Source organism: Vibrio sp. SBT000027 (genome assembly GCF_963894355.1).
In the GTDB taxonomy this organism is placed as follows: Bacteria; Pseudomonadota; Gammaproteobacteria; order Enterobacterales; family Vibrionaceae; genus Vibrio; species Vibrio splendidus.
This window is the reverse complement of record NZ_CAWQGD010000004.1, coordinates 2,875,825-2,894,436: the sequence shown is the minus strand read 5'-3', so window position 1 is coordinate 2,894,436 and position 18,612 is coordinate 2,875,825. Positions and strand designations below refer to the sequence as shown.

The following is an 18,612-nucleotide window of genomic DNA, read 5'->3' as shown; positions in this document are numbered from 1 at the left end:
ACAATGGCACATAAAAAAGCTGGCGGTTCTACTAATAACGGCCGCGATTCAGAAAGCAAACGTCTTGGTGTTAAGCGTTTTGGTGGTGAATCTGTTCTTGCAGGTAACATCATCGTTCGTCAACGTGGTACTAAGTTCCACGCTGGCACAAACGTTGGCATCGGTAAAGACCATACTCTTTTCGCTCTTACTGAAGGTAAAGTGAAATTTGCAGTAAAAGGTCCTAAAAACCGTAAGTTTGTAAGCATCGAAGCTGAGTAATTTAATCTTTTATTAGATTATTTATACTAGCTTTCAAGCTGAATTCAAAAGCCCTGCCGATTCGGCAGGGTTTTTTATTTATAGCGAGAATAAAAAAGTAGACGCTCTTGTTTTGGTTTTGAGAAGCCGTTTTATTTTTGAGAAACAGTTTGGTTTTATTAAGAAGCCGTTTGTTTTTTAGGATACAGAAAGCAAAGAACCTCTCCTTATTTGTTCCTTGGTTGCAGATCGATCTAGATCTTAGATGATCGATCTAAACACGGATCTGCTAGAATTTATATCACTCCTTGATGAGTGGTAACGCAACGTAAGTGCGGAGTTAAAAAATGAAATTCGTTGATGAAGCATCAGTAAAAATAGAAGCCGGTGATGGCGGTAATGGTACAGTAAGCTTTTGGCGCGAAAAATTCGTCGCTAAAGGTGGTCCTGACGGCGGTGATGGCGGTGATGGTGGTGATGTTTACATTCAAGCGGATGAAAACTTAAACACACTGATCGATTACCGTTTCCAACGTTTTTACAATGCTGAGCGTGGCGAAAATGGCCGCGGTGGTAACTGTACTGGTAAGCGTGGTAAAGATATGACAATGAAAGTACCAGTAGGTACTCGCGCTGTTGATATCCACACTAATGAAATCGTTGCTGAAGTTGCTGAGCATGGCAAGAAAGTCATGGTTGGTAAAGGTGGTTGGCACGGTCTTGGTAACACGCGTTTTAAGTCGTCTGTTAACCGTGCTCCTCGTCAAAAGACAATGGGTACTAAAGGTGAAGTTCGCGAACTACGTTTAGAGCTTCTTCTGCTTGCGGATGTTGGTATGCTTGGCTTGCCAAACGCTGGTAAATCTACGTTTATTCGCTCAGTATCTGCTGCAAAACCAAAAGTGGCTGATTACCCGTTTACGACGCTAATCCCTAGCTTAGGTGTGGTAAGTGTTGTCCCTGAGAAGAGTTTCGTCGTTGCCGATATCCCTGGCTTGATCGAAGGCGCAGCTGATGGCGCTGGCCTTGGGATTCGTTTCTTGAAGCACCTTGAGCGTTGTCGCGTTCTTCTGCATATGATCGATATTTTGCCGATCGATGGTTCTGATCCTATTCAGAATGCACTGACGATCATCGATGAGCTTGAGCAATACAGTGAGAAAGTTGCACAGAAACCTCGTTGGTTAGTGTTCAATAAAGTTGACCTAATGCCTGAAGAAGAAGCTGACGAAAAGATTCAAGAAATCGTCGAAGCTTTGGGTTGGGAAGGCGAGTACTTCAAGATCTCTGCTGTAAACAAGATCGGTACCAAAGATCTTTGCTTTAAACTGGGTGAGTTCATGGAGAACCTACCTCGTGAAGTTGAAGCAATTGAAGAAGAAGAAAAAGTTAACTTTATGTGGGATGACTACCATAAAGATGCGATGGCCGGTAAGAATGTCGTTACTGAAGATGACGACGACTGGGATGATTGGGATGACGAAGAAGATGACGGTCATGTTATCTATGTTCGTGATTAATAATCCTCGTAGTTTCTTATAAGCACTTTGGTCGCTTTTTCTAAGATACGCTGATAGTTTTATTAAACCGCAATGAAAATTGCGGTTTTTTTGTATCTAAATCATGACGTCTTGCTGTTTTTTATGCAAAATTTATCTTTAGATAATTAACGCCTATGGGAAGGAAATCATGGCATCAAAACAAAGAGCGATCTCAAGGTTAGTCGCTCAATCAGGACAAATGTTATTAGCTCATGGCGCCGAGAGCACATTGGTCGGTGACATAATGCGCCGTATCGGTATTGCTTGTGGGGTGAATGAGGTTGAAGTTGCACTGTCAGCCAATGCATTGGTTGTGACAACAGTAATGGATGATCATTGCATAACGACGACTCGAAGTTGCGCTGATCGTGGCATTAATATGCAGGTGATAACCGAGATTCAACGTGTGTGTATCATGATGGAGAAAGGGATTCTTGATTATGATTTAGCTTATAAGAAGATCCAAGGGATCAGTCCTGAACGCTACAACCGTTGGTTAGTTGTCGTAATGATAGGGCTATCGTGTGCTTCTTTTAGCCGTCTTGCTGGCGGAGATTGGCATGTCTTTATGATGACGTTTATAGCTTCGGCTTGCGGTATGATCGTGAGACAAGAGATCGGTCATCGCCATTTCAATCCGTTATTAAATTTCGCTATTACCGCTTTTGTCACCACCACCATTTCAGCTCAGGCAGTGCTCTACAATATTGGTGGTCAACCCACTATCGTGATGGCTTCGTCAGTATTGATGCTAGTGCCCGGTTTTCCTTTGATTAACTCCGTAGCAGATATGCTTAAAGGCCACATTAATATGGGTCTCGCACGCTTCACCATGGCCAGTTTATTAACGTTGGCTACAAGCTTAGGTATTGTCGCAGCTATGAGCCTATCTGACGTATGGGGGTGGGTGAACTAATGACTATTTTTGAACTTTTTGTTGGGTTACTCAACGACATGTTTTTTGCTGCGATTCCTGCGGTTGGTTTTGCATTGGTGTTTAACGTCCCGCAACGAGCATTAATTTATTGTGCTCTCGGAGGATCCATTGGCCACGGTAGCCGTTACTTAATGATGCATTTCGGCATTCCCATTGAATGGGCGACGTTCTTTGCTGCTACATTGGTAGGTATGATAGGGGTGCATTGGTCGCATAAATTGTTAGCGCACCCGAAAGTATTTACGGTTGCAGCCTTGATTCCGATGGTCCCTGGCGTGTTTGCCTTTAAGGCGATGATTGCCATGGTTGAGATTAACCGAGCAGGATACAACCCAGAACTATTGGCATTGTTGATGGAGAACTTTTTGAAATCGATGTTCATTATCGCAGGGCTTGCGGTTGGCTTAGCAGTGCCTGGGCTGTTATTCTACCGTCGTAGACCTATCGTCTAGCTTCAACTTCATTTTCAAGTAAGGACAGGACTTTCGATTTATGATCATCAGCATGATAGCGGCAATGGCGAACAACCGTGTAATTGGTAAAGACAATCAGATGCCTTGGCATTTACCTGCAGATTTCGCATGGTTTAAACGCTCAACTATGGGCAAACCTGTCGTGATGGGGCGTAAGACTTACGATTCAATTGGTCGCCCTTTGCCGGGGAGGCTGAACGTTGTAATCAGCCGCGACGAGAGTTTAGAAATCGAAGGCGTAACGACGGTAACTTCGATTGAAAAAGCACTAGAGCTGGTAAGTGATGTTGATGAAGTGATGATCATCGGTGGTGGTTCAATCTATGAAACCTGCTTACCAAAAGCGAACAAGTTATACCTGACTTATATCGATTTTGATGTGGATGGTGATACTCAATTCCCAGACTGGGGAGAAGGTTGGAAGCAGAGCTTTAATGATACTTATCAAGCGGATGAGAAAAACAAGCACGATATGGAGTTTGTGGTTCTCGAGCGTTAACGGTGGTTATTAAGAGTTAGGCTCTGAAAATGCTTGCGTTACTGTGCCCAGCTAGCGCAAGCTTCTCGTATCTCGTATCTCGTATCTCGTATCTCGTATCTCGTATCTCGTATCTCGTATCTCGTATCTCGTATCTCGTATCTCGTATCTCGTGTTTCTATAGCGCTTTTTGAGTGAAAAACTGTTTGTCTTCCCAGCGAAGTATCGTCAAGTCTCCCCCCCACACACACCCAGTATCAAGTCCAATCACCTCTTTTCCTGAGTAACCTTCTAGCGCAGCCCAGTGTCCAAAAATAACTGTTTTATCCAGCTTTATACGTTGTGGTAGGTCAAACCAAGGCACTAGCGGCTCAGTTGTAATTTCGTTTGGTGGAAGTTTACAGGCCATATCGAGACGACCATCAGTAAAACAGAATCGCATTCTAGTAAGGCTGTTGATCGCATAGCGATAGCGCTCAATCCCTTCTAAATTTTGACGCCATAAGTCAGGCGTGTTGCTGTACATATTCTCGATAAGCCATTGCCACTGATCGGATTTTAATAAATCAGCTATTTCCAGATTTTCAATCCGTGCTCGCTCTAGATCCCATTGAGGTGAGATACCAGCATGAGACATCACGAACTCTGTATGCTCCTGAATTAAAGGCTGTTGTCTTAACCATTCGAGCAACTGTTCACGGTCTTCCGCATCAAGAATAGGTTGAGTCTTATCTTTTGCTTTAGCTGGAAAGAGCCCTAAGGAAACCGCAAGTAGATGCAAGTCATGGTTACCTAATACAACCTTAGCTGCGTCACCTAGGCTACGAATAAAGCGTAGTGTTTCCAATGATTTAGGACCTCGAGCGACCAAGTCACCAGCGACCCATAAGGTATCTTGTTGTTTGTCAAAGTTGACGGTTTCAAGCAGTAATTGAAGTTCGTCGAAGCACCCTTGGATGTCTCCGACAATATAATTCGACACAATAATTTCCTGTAGATACAGATGTACGGCTAATTAAGAATATTAGGGATCGCGAGTCTAAATGGATCCACTTCAGTTATGAAGTCGATGCCTTTGTTATCAGTCATCACATAATGACCTTGCATAACACCCACAGGAGTTTCGATGACGGTACCACTGGTGTAAGTGTATTCGTCGTTGGCTTCAATCACGGGTTGTTGCCCAACCACGCCATCACCTTCTATGGTGAGTTGTTTGCCGTTGGAGTCGGTAATCAGCCAGCGGCGAGACATAAGTTGAACCGTTGTTTTGCTGAGGTTTTTGATGGTAATAATGTAGGCGAAGACGTAGCGGTTCTTCGTTGGTTCAGATTGTTCCTCTATGTATTTAGAGTGAACCTGACATTTGATACAAGGCGTAGATATATCCATATTCGCACCTTTTGTTGTTGGTATACTTTAAAGTATTACATAAAAAACAGGCTCCTCACCGAAGTGTAGGAGCCTTTTAGAATTATTTGTCGGCGCTGTGAGTGTCGTACAACCAGTTTGCCATGTCGACAAACTGCTCGAGCGTTAAATTCTCAGGACGCATGCCTGGGTTAACACCCAACTCTTCAAGTACTTCCTTGTCGATTAGGCTCTTGTAGCAGTTACGAACCGTTTTACGACGCTGGTTAAAGCCTTCACGACATACACGATCTAGCCATTTCAGATCTTTTGCCGGGTAAGGTAGCACTTCGTATGGCTGTAGGCGTACTACTGCAGAATCTACTTTCGGTGGCGGAACGAAGGCCGTTGGTGGCACTTCTAGCACAGGCGTCACTTTACAGTAGTATTGAGCCATTACCGTAAGACGACCATAAGCTTTAGTACCTGGGCCGGCCGCTAATCGGTTAACCACTTCTTTTTGAAGCATAAAGTGCATGTCTTGCACGTCTTTATGGAACTCAAAAAGGTGGAACATCAATGGTGTTGAGATGTTGTATGGCAAGTTACCGAAGATACGTAGTTTGTTGTTTGGCTTAACAAGTTGTTCGAAGTCGAACTTCATTGCATCGCCTTCATAGATCGTTAACTTTTCAGCAAGATCAGGGTGATTACGTAGACGTTCAGCAAGATCTCTATCCAGTTCAATTACTGTGAACTTGTCGACAAGCTTGCCAACAGGCTCTGTAATCGCACCAAGACCTGGGCCGATTTCTACTAAGTTCTGGCCTGGTAGCGGGTTAATACTCGATACGATTCCATCAATAATGTATGGATCGTTAAGGAAGTTTTGACCAAAACGTTTACGCGCTTTGTGCCCTAAGTGGACATCATTTCTCATTGCTTTTTCTCTACTAATTCAATGGCGTGCGTGAGCGCTGTTCTAAAGCTCCCTGTATCGGCTTGGCCTTTCCCGGCCAAGTCTAAGGCGGTACCGTGATCGACTGATGTGCGAATAAACGGTAAGCCAAGCGTGATGTTCACTGAGCGACCAAACCCTTTGTATTTCAATACTGGGAGTACTTGGTCGTGATACATACCTAAAACAGCATCTGCATCTTGCAAATATTTTTCATTAAAGATGGTGTCTGCTGGCAATGGGCCAACTAAATTAATACCATCTTTCTGGCGAATTTTTTCTAGTGTAGGAGTGATAGTTTCTATCTCTTCACGACCCAAACAACCATCTTCACCCGCATGTGGGTTCAATCCACACACGTAAATAGTTGGTTTCTCTATAGCAAACTTTTCGACCAAATCTTTATGCAGAATAGCAATGATTTGCTCTAATCTGTCTTCGGTCACTGCTTGAGATACATAAGCTAGCGGGATGTGCGTTGTTACTAGAGCAACACGCAGCCCTTCTGTTGCCAACATCATCACGACAAGTGGAGTATTGGACTTCTCTGCAAAGAACTCGGTATGGCCACTAAAAGCAACGCCAGCTCGGTTAATTACACCCTTGTGAACAGGGCCGGTGACAATAGCATCAAATTCATCATTCATACAGCCAATTGCTGCGGTTTCTAATGTATTTAATACGTAGTGGCCGTTCGCTTCATTAAGTTGACCCGCGACGGCGACTTCAGCGAGTGGAACATGTTTCACAACCAGTGTTCCAGAGCGTTGAGGTTGCTTAGGCGCTGTTGAGTCGTAGTCCAACAGCTCAACCTCAATCCCTAACATTTCAGCTCGCTCTGCTAGTAGGGTTTTATCGGCACAAACTACGAGCTGATGTGGCCAGCTTTCCTGGGATAAGGCGAGAGTCAAATCTGGCCCAATTCCCGCTGGTTCACCTGCCGTAATGACAAGGCGTTTAGTTGTCATCTTGGGCATCCTCAACCATTTCAACAAAGGCACTTGCTCTTACTTCTTGCAGCCAAGCACCAGCTTCTTCGTTGAACTTACGGTTAAATAGAATTTGGTAAGCTTTGTTTTTCAAAGCTGAATCGGTACGGTCTACTTCTCGACGGTCTAGTACTTCAACAATGTGCCAGCCATGCACGGTTTTAAATGGTGCGCTGATCTTACCTTCAGGTAGCGTTTCTACTTGGTGCTTAAATTCAGGTACATACAAATCCGGTGTTTGGTAGCCTAGTTCACCATCTTGCACTGCAGAGCCTGGATCTTGGCTGTATTGCTGCGCAAGTTCACCAAAGCTCGCTTCACCCGCGTTTACACGACGCGTGATTTCTTCAAGTTGCTCCTTGGCACCGTCGTCACTTAAGATTACGGTCGGTTTAATTAGGATATGACGAGCATTAACTTCCGTCACCGCTACCGTTTCCAAGCCTTTTACATCTTCAATTTTCAGAATATGGAAACCAACGCCGCTTCGGAAAGGACCGATGATGCTGCCTTTATTCTGCATTTTGATTTGGTCTGCAAAAATGGTAGGCATCTCTTCTTTACGCATCCAACCCCAGTCACCACCTTGTAGCGCTTTAGGGCCTTTTGAATAAGTATAAGCCATGGTGCTGAAATCTTTGCCTGAGTTAAGTTCCTCAACCACTTCTTTAGCTTGAGCTTCTAGCTCTTCTTTGGTTTGGTCATCATTAAAGCGAAGTTGGATGTGTCCGATTTTGTATTGAACGGTCGCGTTAGTCTCTTGCGCCAAGATATCCGCAAGGTTATCGACTTCAGCTGGAAGAATGTTGATACGACGACGCACTAAGGCGTTACGCGCTTCACTTGCCGCAATCTCTTTTCTTACTTGTTCGCGAAATGCATTGTAACTAAGGCCTTCTTCAGCAACCGATGCTGTCAATTGTTCTACAGTCTGGTTGTTGTCTTTCGCGATGCCTTCGATTGCTTGATCAAGTCGAGCATCATCAATACGAACGCCAATACGCTCTGCTTCTTGCGTTTGAATGGTATCGATGATCAGCTTTTCAAGCACTTGCTCATTGAGCACGTCTTGCGATGGTAGTGTTTGGCCGCTTTTCTTAGCATTTGCGCGCAGCGTCTTCATTGAAGCATCGATGTCACTTTGTAAGATCACGCCTTCGTTAACGATAACTTTTACGCTGTCTAGTTCTACCGGCGCTGCAAAGCTTACTGATACAGTACAAGCCGCTGCGATGGCAATTAATGTGCGTTTCCACAATGTCATGTGTAATCCTTTAAATTTACTGACGTTTTATCAGTAAAGAAAATTAGTTGTTTAAGAAGAATGGGCGGCCGTAGCTCAGAGAGTTATCAGAACTACTATCCCCAACAGCGCCAGAGTCAGAGCCGATATTAGTGCCAAAGCCGACAATACCGAAGTTCACACTGAAGTTATTTTCATATTCAGGCGTAGTGTTTGGGTCACTAATGTTATTTGTCAAACGGTTACTATAGGTAAAGCCGATGTACCAACAATCCGATCTGTAGTTTAAACGAGCTAGCCACTCTAGATCTTCTTGTGTAGTTAAGTCATAGAAATATTGAGCACTTGTGCTCCATTTCGGTGAAATTTGGTAGGCACCAAGTAGACCTGCTTGTGAGATACCCTCTCTTGTAATTGATGATACGTCAAAATCTACAGTTTCATTTATGTATTCTTCTGTTACATAACGGTAGTTAGTTTGTACGTAACCACCATTGAAGCGGTATTCTAACGTACTGTTTGCAAGCTGCATCGCAGTAGTATCAATGTCGTATTGCACGCCACCATGGTAGAACAGGTAGTCATCGTAGTTAAAGTCGACCTCTACTGCCCAAGATGAGTAGTTTGAGTTCTTATCAGCCTCATCGCTGTTTAAATTCTGTTTGGTGTCTTTATCAATATAGAAGATTTGACCAAAGGATATATTAAGTCGCTCTTTATATTCATCATCAAAGAAACGAGACGATGCACCATAGCTGACTTGGTTTGCCGCAGCAATTCGATCTACGCCACTATATTTACGACTTCTGAATAAGCCATAGTAATCAGTCTGCAGTAGTGTTGTATCGTAAAGACCAATTTCGCTTTGATCCTCTTCGGGTACGTAAAGATACTGCACCTGAGGCTCTAACGTCTGTGTATAGTTACCTACAATAGTGGTATCTCGCTCCAAAACGATGCCAGCGTGGCTTCTAAATTCAGGAATAACCCGACTGGTGGATTCTTCTAATCCTTCATAGTCAGAGCCACTACCTGTATCAACGCCATCAAGATCTTGCTGATAATAAGTACCAAGTAATCTTGCTTCTGTCGTCCATGTTCCCCAAGTGTTCCCTACAGGAATAGTAATGCCAGGTTCAACGTGAACACGCGTCGCAGATGGTTTGTTTGACGCATCAGTATCGAATACTGAAACATGGCTGATCATATCGAAGTCTAAGTTCTTTATCACTTCAGGAGCATAGTAGTTATACTCTAGCTGTGGCATTAGACGATAAGGTTGGTTGTTTGGAGTTAAAACCTGAAAATCTCGGACAAGCACCGATGCATCCCAGTTTTGAGAACGGTATGTAGCTTGGCCTTCTTGTAATAATTGGCCATCTTCACGGTTACCTATACTGCTTGAGCTCACATCAGTGAAGTAATCGATATCACTCACTTTTGAGTAATCAATCTCAAATAACCACGACTCTTGGAAGATACCAGAGTGTTCTAGTTGAGTCCCCCAACGGTCACCTTTCTCTTGGAACTTTTTATCGTCGGGTAGGTACTCAGATTTAATGCTACCTGAACCGAAATCGCTCAAGTATCTGAATTTGCTGTTGAGTTGTGTACCGCGTTCTTGCATGTATTTGAAGGTAGTTTCCAAGTCATAGTTTGGCGCTAAGTTCCAGTAAATAGGTACCTCAGCTTCAAAGCCATCACTTGAACCATATGAAACAGTTGGGTACAAGAAACCGGTTTTACGAGTATCACCGACAGGTACCGTTAAGTAGGGTAGGTAAAAGACGGGAATACTTTGGATTTCAAAACGTGGATTATAAAAGGTGGCTTGTTCTTCGTCTTGGTCGACACTGATGCTTGATGCTCTTAGGCGCCAAGCGTTGTCGCCAATAGGGCAAGAGGTAATTGAACCATCTTCAATCTCATAAACCGCTTTACCTGTCTTAGATACATATACAGCATTCCCTCGACCGGGCTCGCAAAGGAATTCGTAATCGGTGTTCTCAAGCGTCATTTCATCGGTAGTCAGATTGTTGGTTGCTCTGTCTGACACTGATTTTATTTGACCATCACTAAAGTTTACGTTGCCTTCAGCTACAACGATATTTTCTTGTTGGTGTAGGGTCACATTATCGGCAAGGATGGTCTTGTTCCCTTGCGTAACTCTTACGTCACCCGAATATATTGCCTTGTCACCATTGATAGCTTCTAAGCGATCTGACTCAACATGAGCGGGTAGCTGTGTCTCGTTTTCTGCAGCGGGCTCGATCAAGCATTGATCTATAGAGGGCATTTCCTGCACACTACTATCGGTGATTGTTTCAGCTTGAGTTGTCGACACGTATAATGCCGTACTTATAGACGCGGCTAACAAGGTGCGGGAAAAAGATTGCATGAAGTTGAACTATCCTGTGTCACTAGATGAAGGGTTGATCTAGTATCAATCCAATTAATAAAGCATTTTCCTTATGATAAAGGAAATATTAGCATTCAGCATCATCAGACAGCGTTACTCAGATAAAATTCATAGATAGAGAACACATAATGCAAATATTTGGCAAAATTTTGGGCGCTTTTTTTGGCTTTTTATTTGGGCACATCCCCGGTTTATTTTTTGGCCTGTTTTTGGGGCATCAATTTGATAAGGCTCGACGTTTAAACCAATCGGGGTTCAACAGTTCTGGTTTTGGCCGTGGACCAAGCCAAGCAGAAAGGCAAAACGAGTTCTTTAAAGCGGCTTTTGCGGTTATGGGACATGTTGCTAAAGCCAAAGGCCAGGTCACGCCAGAAGAGATTCAGCTCGCTTCTACAATGATGGAACGTATGAACCTGCATGGCGAACAACGTAAAGCGGCTCAAGATGCTTTCCGTGACGGCAAAGATAGTGACTTCCCGTTAAGCGATGTGCTTGAGCGTGTGAAAATCTCATCGGGTGGTCGTTTTGATCTTCTGCAGTTTTTTCTTGAGCTACAAGTGTCCGCAGCATTTGCTGATGGAAGCTTGCACCCGAGTGAACGTCAGGTTCTGCATAAGATAGCGCAAGGCCTTGGATTTTCTGCAGAACAGCTAGAGCGCCGCTTGCAGATGCAAGAAGCAGCATTTCGTTTTCAACAGCAAGGTGGAAGCTTTGGTGGACATCAAGGGCATGGGCAATCATCGGGTTGGCAACAGGCTTCGCAACAAAACCAACTGGCCGATGCGTTTAAAGTTCTCGGTGTGAGTGAAAGTGCCGACGGTAAAGAGGTGAAGAAAGCTTACCGCAAGCTGATGAATGAGCATCACCCAGATAAATTGATGGCAAAGGGCTTACCGCCTGAAATGATGAATGTTGCGAAAGAGAAATCGCAAGAAATTCAGAACGCTTATGATCTGATAAAGAAAGTAAAAGGTTTTAAGTAATTGAATATAGACCGAGTCATGATATTAAATGACTCGGTTTTTTATTAAAGGGAATTATATGACGGTAACGTATCAGGATGTTCTAGAGTTTTGGTTCGATGAACTGACGCCAAAAGACTGGTTTACTGGCGGTGAAGAGATCGATACTTTGATTGAGTCTCGTTTTGCTAAACTGCACAAAGCCGCTATCCAAGGTGAGCTATTTGAATGGCGACAAAATGCAGAAGGGCGCTTGGCTGAAATTATCGTGCTTGATCAGTTTTCTCGAAATATTGGTAGAAATAGTCCGACAGCTTTTTCGGCTGATCCGATGGCGTTGGCTCTAGCCCAAGAGGCGGTAGCGGGTGGTTTTGATCACCAGCTTAACGAGCAACAGAAAAGTTTCCTGTATATGCCTTACATGCACAGTGAATCTTTGCTGGTTCATGAACAAGCCGTGGAGCTCTTTTCTCAAACGGGATTAGAACATAATCTTGATTTTGAGTTTAAGCACAAGGTCATCATTGAGCGTTTTGGTCGCTACCCTCATCGTAATGAGGTGCTAGGGCGAGCTTCGACTCCTGAAGAGGTTGAGTTCTTGCAGCAACCGGGCTCAAGCTTTTAATCGTAGAAATACGGTCAAAGAATTGAGAAGAGGCTAGAGGTTAATAAAAACCTCTCGCCTCTTTTTTTGCTTTAGTGATCAACTTTAGCCTTAGAGCTAGTTTGCTTGGTTAAGCGACCAATCATAGTCATAACTGGTTTTTTCAGTGTTCGTCACCGGCTTTGTTCGATACTGGTCTAAGTGTTGAATGAGTTGTTTCTCTGTACCAAAATCCACAGCAAACCATTCGTAAATCGATGATAGTTGGAGTTTGTTGTTCCCAATCAACACGCCCTTATCGCTATTTACAAAATCACTAGCAGCTTGTTCCAACAAGGCTGCAGTGTTGTCAGAGGTAAAAGCTTCAGGCTGCAAGTTAGGGCATCCCAAACTCGCACAATTCACTGCATAATGCGTACGTGGATCTTGCCAAATCGGTCTTAAGATTCGATGTTCAATATCATTGAGTGTTAGTGACTTCCCGTTAACGATTACCACATCATCTCCCCATGGCCCAAAACTAAACAGTCCGCCGAGCTTGGTGATGGATTTTATTGGGTAAGCATCGAGAATTAGATCGACAGTCACGGCGTTATATAAATTAACCCAGTAGGCATATTGTTCCGCTTTTGAGTAGTCGAGTGGATTCAACTGCTCTAGCCTCTTGATGTATTGCTTGAGCTTTGTCTTATCTGCAGTGCTCACAGCTTGATAGCTAACTAGGGTGTTTTGCCCTTGTTTAACTAAGTAGCTATCGATAAATTGCTGCCAGTCTTGATGAGATACCTGTTCTTGGTTGGTTTCATTGCTTTGGTTCCAGTATGGCCAAAGATCAGATTTAGGCGCAGACCAAGCTAAGGTTGAGAAAAGTAGGCTGACAATAAAAAGTTGTTGTTTCATGGCATTCTCCTGATGACTGACTACTAAGACCTTATGCTTTACGATTTTCTTTCATAGCTCTTCAGTTAAATAGCGGAACTGCTCTAAATAAAGGGCAGAGCTTAATAAGCACATTAAGTTAAGCTAAAAGCTCAGCCAAATAAAAAAGGTTGGCACTAGGCCAACCTTTTATATGTACACAAAACTGTGTGATGCTATTTCAGGAAGCTAGGAATCTTAGCTTCAAACTCTGAAATCTTATCTGCGTGTTGAAGCGTTAGGCCGATGTTATCTAGACCATTCAGCAAACAGTGACGACGGAACTCATCAATTTCAAATGAGTACTCTTTTCCATTAGCATTGACTGTCATTGCTTCTAAATCAACGTCGATCTCAGCACCTGCATTCGCTTCAACGAATTGGAAAATCTCATCAACTTCTTGATCAGTAAGACGAACAGGAACCATTTGGTTGTTGATCGAGTTACCGTAGAAAATATCTGCAAAGCTTGGCGCGATCATCACTTGAATACCGTAATCGGCAAGCGCCCAAGGTGCATGTTCACGAGATGAACCACAACCAAAGTTTTCACGAGCCAGTAGAATTGAAGCGCCTTTATAGCGTGGTGCATTCATTACAAACTCAGGGTTTGGTTGCTGGCCTGCATCATCAAGGAAGCGCCAGTCGTGGAACAAGTGCTTACCAAAGCCAATACGGTTCACTTTCTGTAGAAACTGCTTTGGAATGATCGCATCAGTATCAATGTTGGCCGTATCTAGAGGAACGACTAATCCGGTGTGTTGTTGAAAACCTGACATGTTAAATCCTCTAATTAAAGTTCACGAATATCGACAAAGTGACCAGCGATTGCCGCTGCGGCTGCCATTGCTGGGCTAACTAGGTGCGTACGACCATCACGGCCTTGGCGACCTTCAAAGTTACGGTTTGATGTAGAAGCACAGCGCTCTTGTGGACCAAGACGGTCATTGTTCATTGCAAGACACATAGAGCAGCCTGGTAGGCGCCATTCAAAGCCTGCTTCGATGAAGATCTTATCTAGGCCTTCAGCTTCAGCTTGCGCTTTTACTTGCTCAGAGCCTGGAACGATCAGTGCTTGAACATGTTTCGCTACTTGGCGGCCTTTCGCTACTGCTGCTGCTGCGCGCATGTCTTCGATACGAGAGTTAGTACAAGAACCCACGAAAACTTTATCGACGTTGTAATCCGATAGAGATTTACCTGCTTCAAGACCCATGTAAGCTAGCGCTTTTTCAGCCGATGCTTTTTCAACAGGGTCTGCGAAGCTTTCTGGTGCTGGGATTGGTGTGTCTACTGAGATAACCTGACCTGGGTTAGTTCCCCAAGTGACTTGTGGTTTGATGTCTGCCGCTTCTAGCGTTACAACAGCATCGAACTCTGCATCAGCATCGGTTTTCAATGTGTTCCAGTATTCAATTGCCGCTTCTAAGTCTTCGCCTTGTGGAGAGAACTTACGGCCTTTGATGTATTCGTATGTTGTTGCATCTGGAGCGATTAAGCCTGCTTTAGCGCCTAGCTCGATTGCCATGTTACATACCGTCATACGACCTTCCATTGTAAGGTCAGTAATTGCCTCACCACAGAATTCAACCACATAGCCTGTACCGCCAGCCGCCGTTGTCTTACCGATGATCGCCAGTACGATATCTTTTGCTGTAATACCTTCCGCTACTTGACCTTTTACTTCAATCTTCATGGTTTTAGCGCGAGCTTGTTTTAGCGTTTGCGTTGCTAAAACGTGCTCAACTTCAGAAGTACCGATACCGAATGCAAGAGAACCAAATGCACCGTGTGTAGCCGTATGTGAGTCACCACAGACGATGGTCATGCCCGGTAGCGTGATACCTAGCTCAGGGCCCATTACGTGCACAATGCCTTGGTATTTGTGGTTTAGGTCGTAAAGCGTGACACCAAACTCTTCACAGTTCTTCGATAGCGTTTCCATTTGGATACGAGCCATCTCGCCAGAAGCGTTGATGTCTTTCGTTTGTGTCGATACGTTGTGGTCCATGGTCGCAAAAGTTTTACCTACTTGGCGAACTTTACGACCTTTTTCACGCAGGCCATCAAAGGCTTGTGGCGACGTTACTTCGTGGACTAAGTGCCGATCGATATAAAGGATTGGCGTTTCGCCTTTCACTGCAACTGCAACGTGAGCGTCATAAACTTTTTCGTATAAGGTTTTTGCTTGCTGGTTTGTCGACATAGCTTTTCTTCCTTGGGAGCATCAGTCCCAGTGTTTGTTTCTAGCCAAGTCATGCTATTTAAGCTGACTTGGCTTGATATTATTCTTATGTACTTGCTTCTAATCTAAGCATCTAGCTTATGAAGCTAAGATGTACTCAGCGATCTTGTCACCCATTTCAGAGGTAGTCAGCGCTTGGTTTTTGCCTGCAAGGTCAGCGGTTAGTTCGCCTGCAGAAAGTGCTTTAGATACCGCTGTTTCGATATCTTGAGCTGCGGCTTCTTCGCCTAGGCTGTAACGAAGCATTAGCGCTGCAGAAAGAATTTGCGCGACTGGGTTCGCGATGTTCTTGCCTGCAATATCTGGAGCGCTGCCACCTGCAGGTTCGTATAGGCCGAAGTTACTTTCGTTCAAGCTTGCAGAAGGAAGCATACCCATAGAACCCGTGATCATTGCGCACTCATCAGAGATGATGTCACCGAAGATGTTTGAACATAGCATTACGTCAAACTGAGATGGATCTTTGATTAACTGCATGGTCGCGTTGTCGATGTACATGTGGTTTAGCGTGACATCTGGGTAGTCTTTCGAGATTTCTTCAACCACTTCACGCCATAAGATAGAGCTCTGAAGAACGTTCGCTTTATCTATTGAGTACACGTTTTTGTTACGTAGACGAGCAGATTCAAAAGCAATCTTCGCAATACGTTCGATTTCGTAACGGTGGTAAACTTCAGTATCAAAGGCTTTCTCTGTTGCGCCTTCGCCTTCTCGACCTTTAGGTTGGCCGAAGTAGATGCCGCCAGTTAATTCACGAACAACAACGATGTCGAAACCATTACCTGAAATGTCAGCACGCAAAGGAGAGAATGACTCTAAACCCTTGTGGATTTGCGCAGGACGTAGGTTACAGAACAGTTGGAAGTGCTTACGCAGAGGAAGTAGGGCACCACGTTCTGGTTGATCGTTTGGTGGAAGGTGTTCCCACTTAGGACCGCCAACCGAGCCGAAAAGTACCGCGTCAGATTCTTCACAACCTGTTACTGTCGCTTCTGGAAGTGGACAGCCGTGGTTATCAATTGCGATACCACCAACATCATACTCTTCACGAGAAAAGCTAATCGCGTGCTTCTTTTCAATCGCGTCTAGCACTTTGTGTGCTTGCTGCATTACTTCTGGGCCAATGCCATCACCAGGTAGTACGGCAATCTTGTATGATTTATCAGTCATGTTAATCCTTTAATTCTTGTTACTGAGCTAGTTGGCTCGTTTTAAATTTTGTCCCTAAAGCCAACAACAGCGGCTCTAGGGCTCTGTTATTGGGTGCTTAAACTGTCGCGATTCTTTGCTGCTTCATTTCAGCGATGGTGTCTGCACGTTGAATGCTATTGATAACGTGCAATAGCGCTTGACCAGAAGCTTCAACGATATCCGTTGAAACGCCCGTACCGTGGTACTTACGGCCTTTATAGTTCGCAATAATATCGGCTTGACCTAAGCCATCTTCGCCTTCGCCTTTCGCGGTCAGGTCGAATTTATCCAATGCAATTTCGTAACCCGTTAAGCGGTAGATACATTGGTATAAAGCATCTACAGGGCCGTTACCGACAGCCGCTTCGCATTTCTCTTCATCGCCACATTGCAGCTTGATACTGGTGGTAGACATAACACTACCAGATTGTACGCTTAGGTAGTTAAGTTTATAGAAGTCATCTTCGTCACGTAGGTTTGCGAAGTGCATCAATGCTTCTAGGTCGTAATCGAACACTTGGCCTTTACGGTCAGCCAGCTTCAAGAAGTCTTCGTACAATGAATCTAGGTTGTACTCATTGTCTTTGTAGCCCATTGCGTCCATGTGGCTCTTAACAGCCGCTCGGCCACTACGGCTTGTTAGGTTCAATGCCTTGTTCTTCAAGCCGATAGACTCAGGCGTCATGATCTCGTAAGTGTTCTTATTCTTAAGCATGCCGTCTTGGTGAATACCTGAAGAGTGGCTGAATGCGTTAGCACCGACGATTGCCTTGTTGTCTTGAATTGGCATGTGGCAAAGCTGGCTAACCAACTTACTGGTACGGTGAATCTCTTTATGATCCAAGCCGGTGTGAACACCCAAAAGCTCTTGACGAGTTTTGATGATCATTGCGATTTCTTCTAAAGAACAGTTACCTGCACGTTCGCCAATACCATTGATTGTGCCTTCAATTTGACGAGCGCCCGCTTGCACAGCAGCAATTGAGTTTGCAACCGACATACCTAAGTCATCGTGACAGTGAACAGAGATGATCGCTTGGTCGATGTTGGGTACGCGATCGAATAGCGTTTTGATAATGCCACCAAACTCATTCGGTACTGTATAGCCAACGGTGTCTGGAATATTGATGGTTTTAGCGCCTGCGTTAATCGCGGCTTCAACCATACGACATAGGTTGTCGATAGGGGTACGACCGGCATCTTCACAAGAGAATTCAACATCATCGGTATAGTTACGAGCGTGTTTGACAGCTTTTACTGCCATCTCTACTACATCGTCGTAGCTGCGGCGTAATTTGTCTTGTACGTGAACCGTTGATGTAGAAATGAAGGTATGAATACGGAACTGGTCAGCAACTTTAAGCGCTTCTGCAGCGGCATCGATATCTTTCGCTACGGCACGAGAAAGTGCACAAATACGGCTGTCTTTGATGTGTTTAGCGATGGTTTGTACTGACTCAAAATCACCTGGAGAAGAGATAGGGAAGCCAGCTTCGATAACATCTACACCCAGTCTCTCAAGAGCATAAGCGATCTGTAACTTCTCTTTTACCGTAAGGCTTGCAGCCAATGCTTGCTCGCCGTCACGTAAGGTAGTATCAAAAATTATTACTTGATCGTTCATGGGTGCTTCCTTATATCGATAATGAATCGATTGCTATCCAAATTATTATTAAGAATGATGTTCTTTTAAAAGTGCCAGTTACAAAAAAACCCGCTCAGCGCGGGTTTTAATATTTGTGTAGTTCTTGACCCACAACTTACCCGCGCGATTGGTTCACGATAAGGAGAAGTTTCAGCAGTAGAGAAGAAGAAAAAATCATTACACAAATATCCGTAAATAAACTGTTAACACCATATTTACCGTAATTTATTCTGAGCGTCAAACAAGAAAATCCAATATCAGCGTACATTGGCAGTGTTTTGGTTTGGTTTGTGCTGTTTTTCATGTTGTGGATGGCTAAATCGACTGATTGGCGGTTTTGTATTGGCGGGTTAGTTTATCGTTTGGCTGATGTGTAGGTTAAAACTTTGTAGTAAATATTTTTGATGGAATGATTCACC

The 18,612-nt window shown here is 44.1% G+C and carries 18 protein-coding genes; 7 read left to right on the top strand and 11 right to left on the bottom strand.

Features of this window, described 5'->3' with window-relative positions:
- Positions 1-3: 3 nt before the first annotated feature.
- From rpmA to folA, 5 genes are all read left to right on the top strand, one after another.
- On the top strand, positions 4-261 hold the full coding sequence (rpmA, locus tag AACU28_RS22720; RefSeq protein ID WP_004735905.1) for a 50S ribosomal protein L27: 258 nt from the start codon (positions 4-6) through the stop codon (positions 259-261).
- A gap of 326 nt (positions 262-587) precedes the next feature.
- Positions 588-1,760 (top strand): Obg family GTPase CgtA, encoded by a 1,173-nt coding sequence (cgtA, locus tag AACU28_RS22715; protein ID WP_009847831.1) that lies wholly within the window; start codon positions 588-590, stop codon positions 1,758-1,760.
- A 169-nt stretch (positions 1,761-1,929) separates the two neighbouring features.
- Entirely contained in the window at positions 1,930-2,697 is a 768-nt protein-coding gene (locus AACU28_RS22710; RefSeq protein WP_004735903.1) for a threonine/serine exporter family protein, read from the top strand.
- A complete protein-coding gene (locus AACU28_RS22705) occupies positions 2,697-3,170 on the top strand; it encodes a threonine/serine exporter family protein (protein ID WP_009847830.1) in 474 nt (157 codons plus the stop codon). The genes AACU28_RS22710 and AACU28_RS22705 overlap by 1 nt, the downstream gene beginning before the upstream one ends.
- Positions 3,171-3,210: 40 nt before the next feature.
- Positions 3,211-3,690, top strand: a complete 480-nt coding sequence (gene folA, locus AACU28_RS22700; RefSeq protein ID WP_017087003.1) for a type 3 dihydrofolate reductase — start codon at positions 3,211-3,213, stop codon at positions 3,688-3,690.
- A gap of 157 nt (positions 3,691-3,847) precedes the next feature.
- Here folA and apaH read toward each other — a convergent pair whose 3' ends face one another.
- From apaH to lptD, 6 genes are all read right to left on the bottom strand, one after another.
- On the bottom strand, positions 3,848-4,651 hold the full coding sequence (gene apaH / locus AACU28_RS22695; protein ID WP_102487779.1) for a bis(5'-nucleosyl)-tetraphosphatase (symmetrical) ApaH: 804 nt from the start codon (positions 4,649-4,651) through the stop codon (positions 3,848-3,850).
- Between the two features lie 29 nt (positions 4,652-4,680).
- Entirely contained in the window at positions 4,681-5,061 is a 381-nt protein-coding gene (gene apaG, locus AACU28_RS22690) for a Co2+/Mg2+ efflux protein ApaG (protein ID WP_004735899.1), read from the bottom strand.
- 82 nt (positions 5,062-5,143) lie between these two features.
- Positions 5,144-5,959, bottom strand: coding sequence for a 16S rRNA (adenine(1518)-N(6)/adenine(1519)-N(6))-dimethyltransferase RsmA (gene rsmA / locus AACU28_RS22685; protein ID WP_065207183.1), 816 nt, complete (start codon positions 5,957-5,959; stop codon positions 5,144-5,146).
- Positions 5,956-6,945 (bottom strand): 4-hydroxythreonine-4-phosphate dehydrogenase PdxA, encoded by a 990-nt coding sequence (pdxA, locus tag AACU28_RS22680; protein ID WP_032500205.1) that lies wholly within the window; start codon positions 6,943-6,945, stop codon positions 5,956-5,958. Before pdxA ends, rsmA begins: the two co-directional genes overlap by 4 nt.
- Positions 6,935-8,230 (bottom strand): peptidylprolyl isomerase SurA, encoded by a 1,296-nt coding sequence (gene surA / locus AACU28_RS22675; RefSeq protein WP_121603621.1) that lies wholly within the window; start codon positions 8,228-8,230, stop codon positions 6,935-6,937. The genes pdxA and surA overlap by 11 nt, the downstream gene beginning before the upstream one ends.
- A 43-nt stretch (positions 8,231-8,273) precedes the next feature.
- A complete protein-coding gene (gene lptD / locus AACU28_RS22670) occupies positions 8,274-10,607 on the bottom strand; it encodes an LPS assembly protein LptD (protein ID WP_121603620.1) in 2,334 nt (777 codons plus the stop codon).
- Between the two features lie 149 nt (positions 10,608-10,756).
- On the opposite strand from lptD, the gene djlA reads away from it, so the two are divergent.
- On the top strand, positions 10,757-11,611 hold the full coding sequence (gene djlA / locus AACU28_RS22665; protein WP_102495647.1) for a co-chaperone DjlA: 855 nt from the start codon (positions 10,757-10,759) through the stop codon (positions 11,609-11,611).
- 58 nt (positions 11,612-11,669) lie between these two features.
- A complete protein-coding gene (locus tag AACU28_RS22660; RefSeq protein WP_121603619.1) occupies positions 11,670-12,215 on the top strand; it encodes a DUF924 family protein in 546 nt (181 codons plus the stop codon).
- A gap of 96 nt (positions 12,216-12,311) precedes the next feature.
- Here AACU28_RS22660 and AACU28_RS22655 read toward each other — a convergent pair whose 3' ends face one another.
- The 5 genes from AACU28_RS22655 to leuA form a co-directional block, all read right to left on the bottom strand.
- The gene (locus AACU28_RS22655; protein WP_121603618.1) at positions 12,312-13,094 is read right to left on the bottom strand and encodes a DUF547 domain-containing protein; all 783 of its coding nucleotides are present in this window, start codon (positions 13,092-13,094) and stop codon (positions 12,312-12,314) included.
- Between the two features lie 194 nt (positions 13,095-13,288).
- A complete protein-coding gene (gene leuD / locus AACU28_RS22650) occupies positions 13,289-13,891 on the bottom strand; it encodes a 3-isopropylmalate dehydratase small subunit (RefSeq protein ID WP_065681809.1) in 603 nt (200 codons plus the stop codon).
- Between the two features lie 14 nt (positions 13,892-13,905).
- Entirely contained in the window at positions 13,906-15,318 is a 1,413-nt protein-coding gene (gene leuC, locus AACU28_RS22645; RefSeq protein WP_121603617.1) for a 3-isopropylmalate dehydratase large subunit, read from the bottom strand.
- Between the two features lie 117 nt (positions 15,319-15,435).
- Complete coding sequence (gene leuB, locus AACU28_RS22640) at positions 15,436-16,527, bottom strand: 3-isopropylmalate dehydrogenase (RefSeq protein WP_004735886.1); 1,092 nt, start codon at positions 16,525-16,527, stop codon at positions 15,436-15,438.
- 97 nt (positions 16,528-16,624) lie between these two features.
- A complete protein-coding gene (gene leuA, locus AACU28_RS22635; RefSeq protein WP_004735885.1) occupies positions 16,625-18,172 on the bottom strand; it encodes a 2-isopropylmalate synthase in 1,548 nt (515 codons plus the stop codon).
- Positions 18,173-18,612: the final 440 nt, after the last annotated feature.

Coding starts and splice junctions, on each gene's coding strand:
- rpmA (WP_004735905.1), top strand. CDS start 4: ATGGCACATAAAAAAGCTGGCGGTTCTACTAATAACGGCCGCGATTCA.
- cgtA (WP_009847831.1), top strand. CDS start 588: ATGAAATTCGTTGATGAAGCATCAGTAAAAATAGAAGCCGGTGATGGC.
- AACU28_RS22710 (WP_004735903.1), top strand. CDS start 1,930: ATGGCATCAAAACAAAGAGCGATCTCAAGGTTAGTCGCTCAATCAGGA.
- AACU28_RS22705 (WP_009847830.1), top strand. CDS start 2,697: ATGACTATTTTTGAACTTTTTGTTGGGTTACTCAACGACATGTTTTTT.
- folA (WP_017087003.1), top strand. CDS start 3,211: ATGATCATCAGCATGATAGCGGCAATGGCGAACAACCGTGTAATTGGT.
- apaG (WP_004735899.1), bottom strand. CDS start 5,061: ATGGATATATCTACGCCTTGTATCAAATGTCAGGTTCACTCTAAATAC.
- rsmA (WP_065207183.1), bottom strand. CDS start 5,959: ATGAGAAATGATGTCCACTTAGGGCACAAAGCGCGTAAACGTTTTGGT.
- pdxA (WP_032500205.1), bottom strand. CDS start 6,945: ATGACAACTAAACGCCTTGTCATTACGGCAGGTGAACCAGCGGGAATT.
- surA (WP_121603621.1), bottom strand. CDS start 8,230: ATGACATTGTGGAAACGCACATTAATTGCCATCGCAGCGGCTTGTACT.
- lptD (WP_121603620.1), bottom strand. CDS start 10,607: ATGCAATCTTTTTCCCGCACCTTGTTAGCCGCGTCTATAAGTACGGCA.
- djlA (WP_102495647.1), top strand. CDS start 10,757: ATGCAAATATTTGGCAAAATTTTGGGCGCTTTTTTTGGCTTTTTATTT.
- AACU28_RS22660 (WP_121603619.1), top strand. CDS start 11,670: ATGACGGTAACGTATCAGGATGTTCTAGAGTTTTGGTTCGATGAACTG.
- AACU28_RS22655 (WP_121603618.1), bottom strand. CDS start 13,094: ATGAAACAACAACTTTTTATTGTCAGCCTACTTTTCTCAACCTTAGCT.
- leuD (WP_065681809.1), bottom strand. CDS start 13,891: ATGTCAGGTTTTCAACAACACACCGGATTAGTCGTTCCTCTAGATACG.
- leuC (WP_121603617.1), bottom strand. CDS start 15,318: ATGTCGACAAACCAGCAAGCAAAAACCTTATACGAAAAAGTTTATGAC.
- leuB (WP_004735886.1), bottom strand. CDS start 16,527: ATGACTGATAAATCATACAAGATTGCCGTACTACCTGGTGATGGCATT.
- leuA (WP_004735885.1), bottom strand. CDS start 18,172: ATGAACGATCAAGTAATAATTTTTGATACTACCTTACGTGACGGCGAG.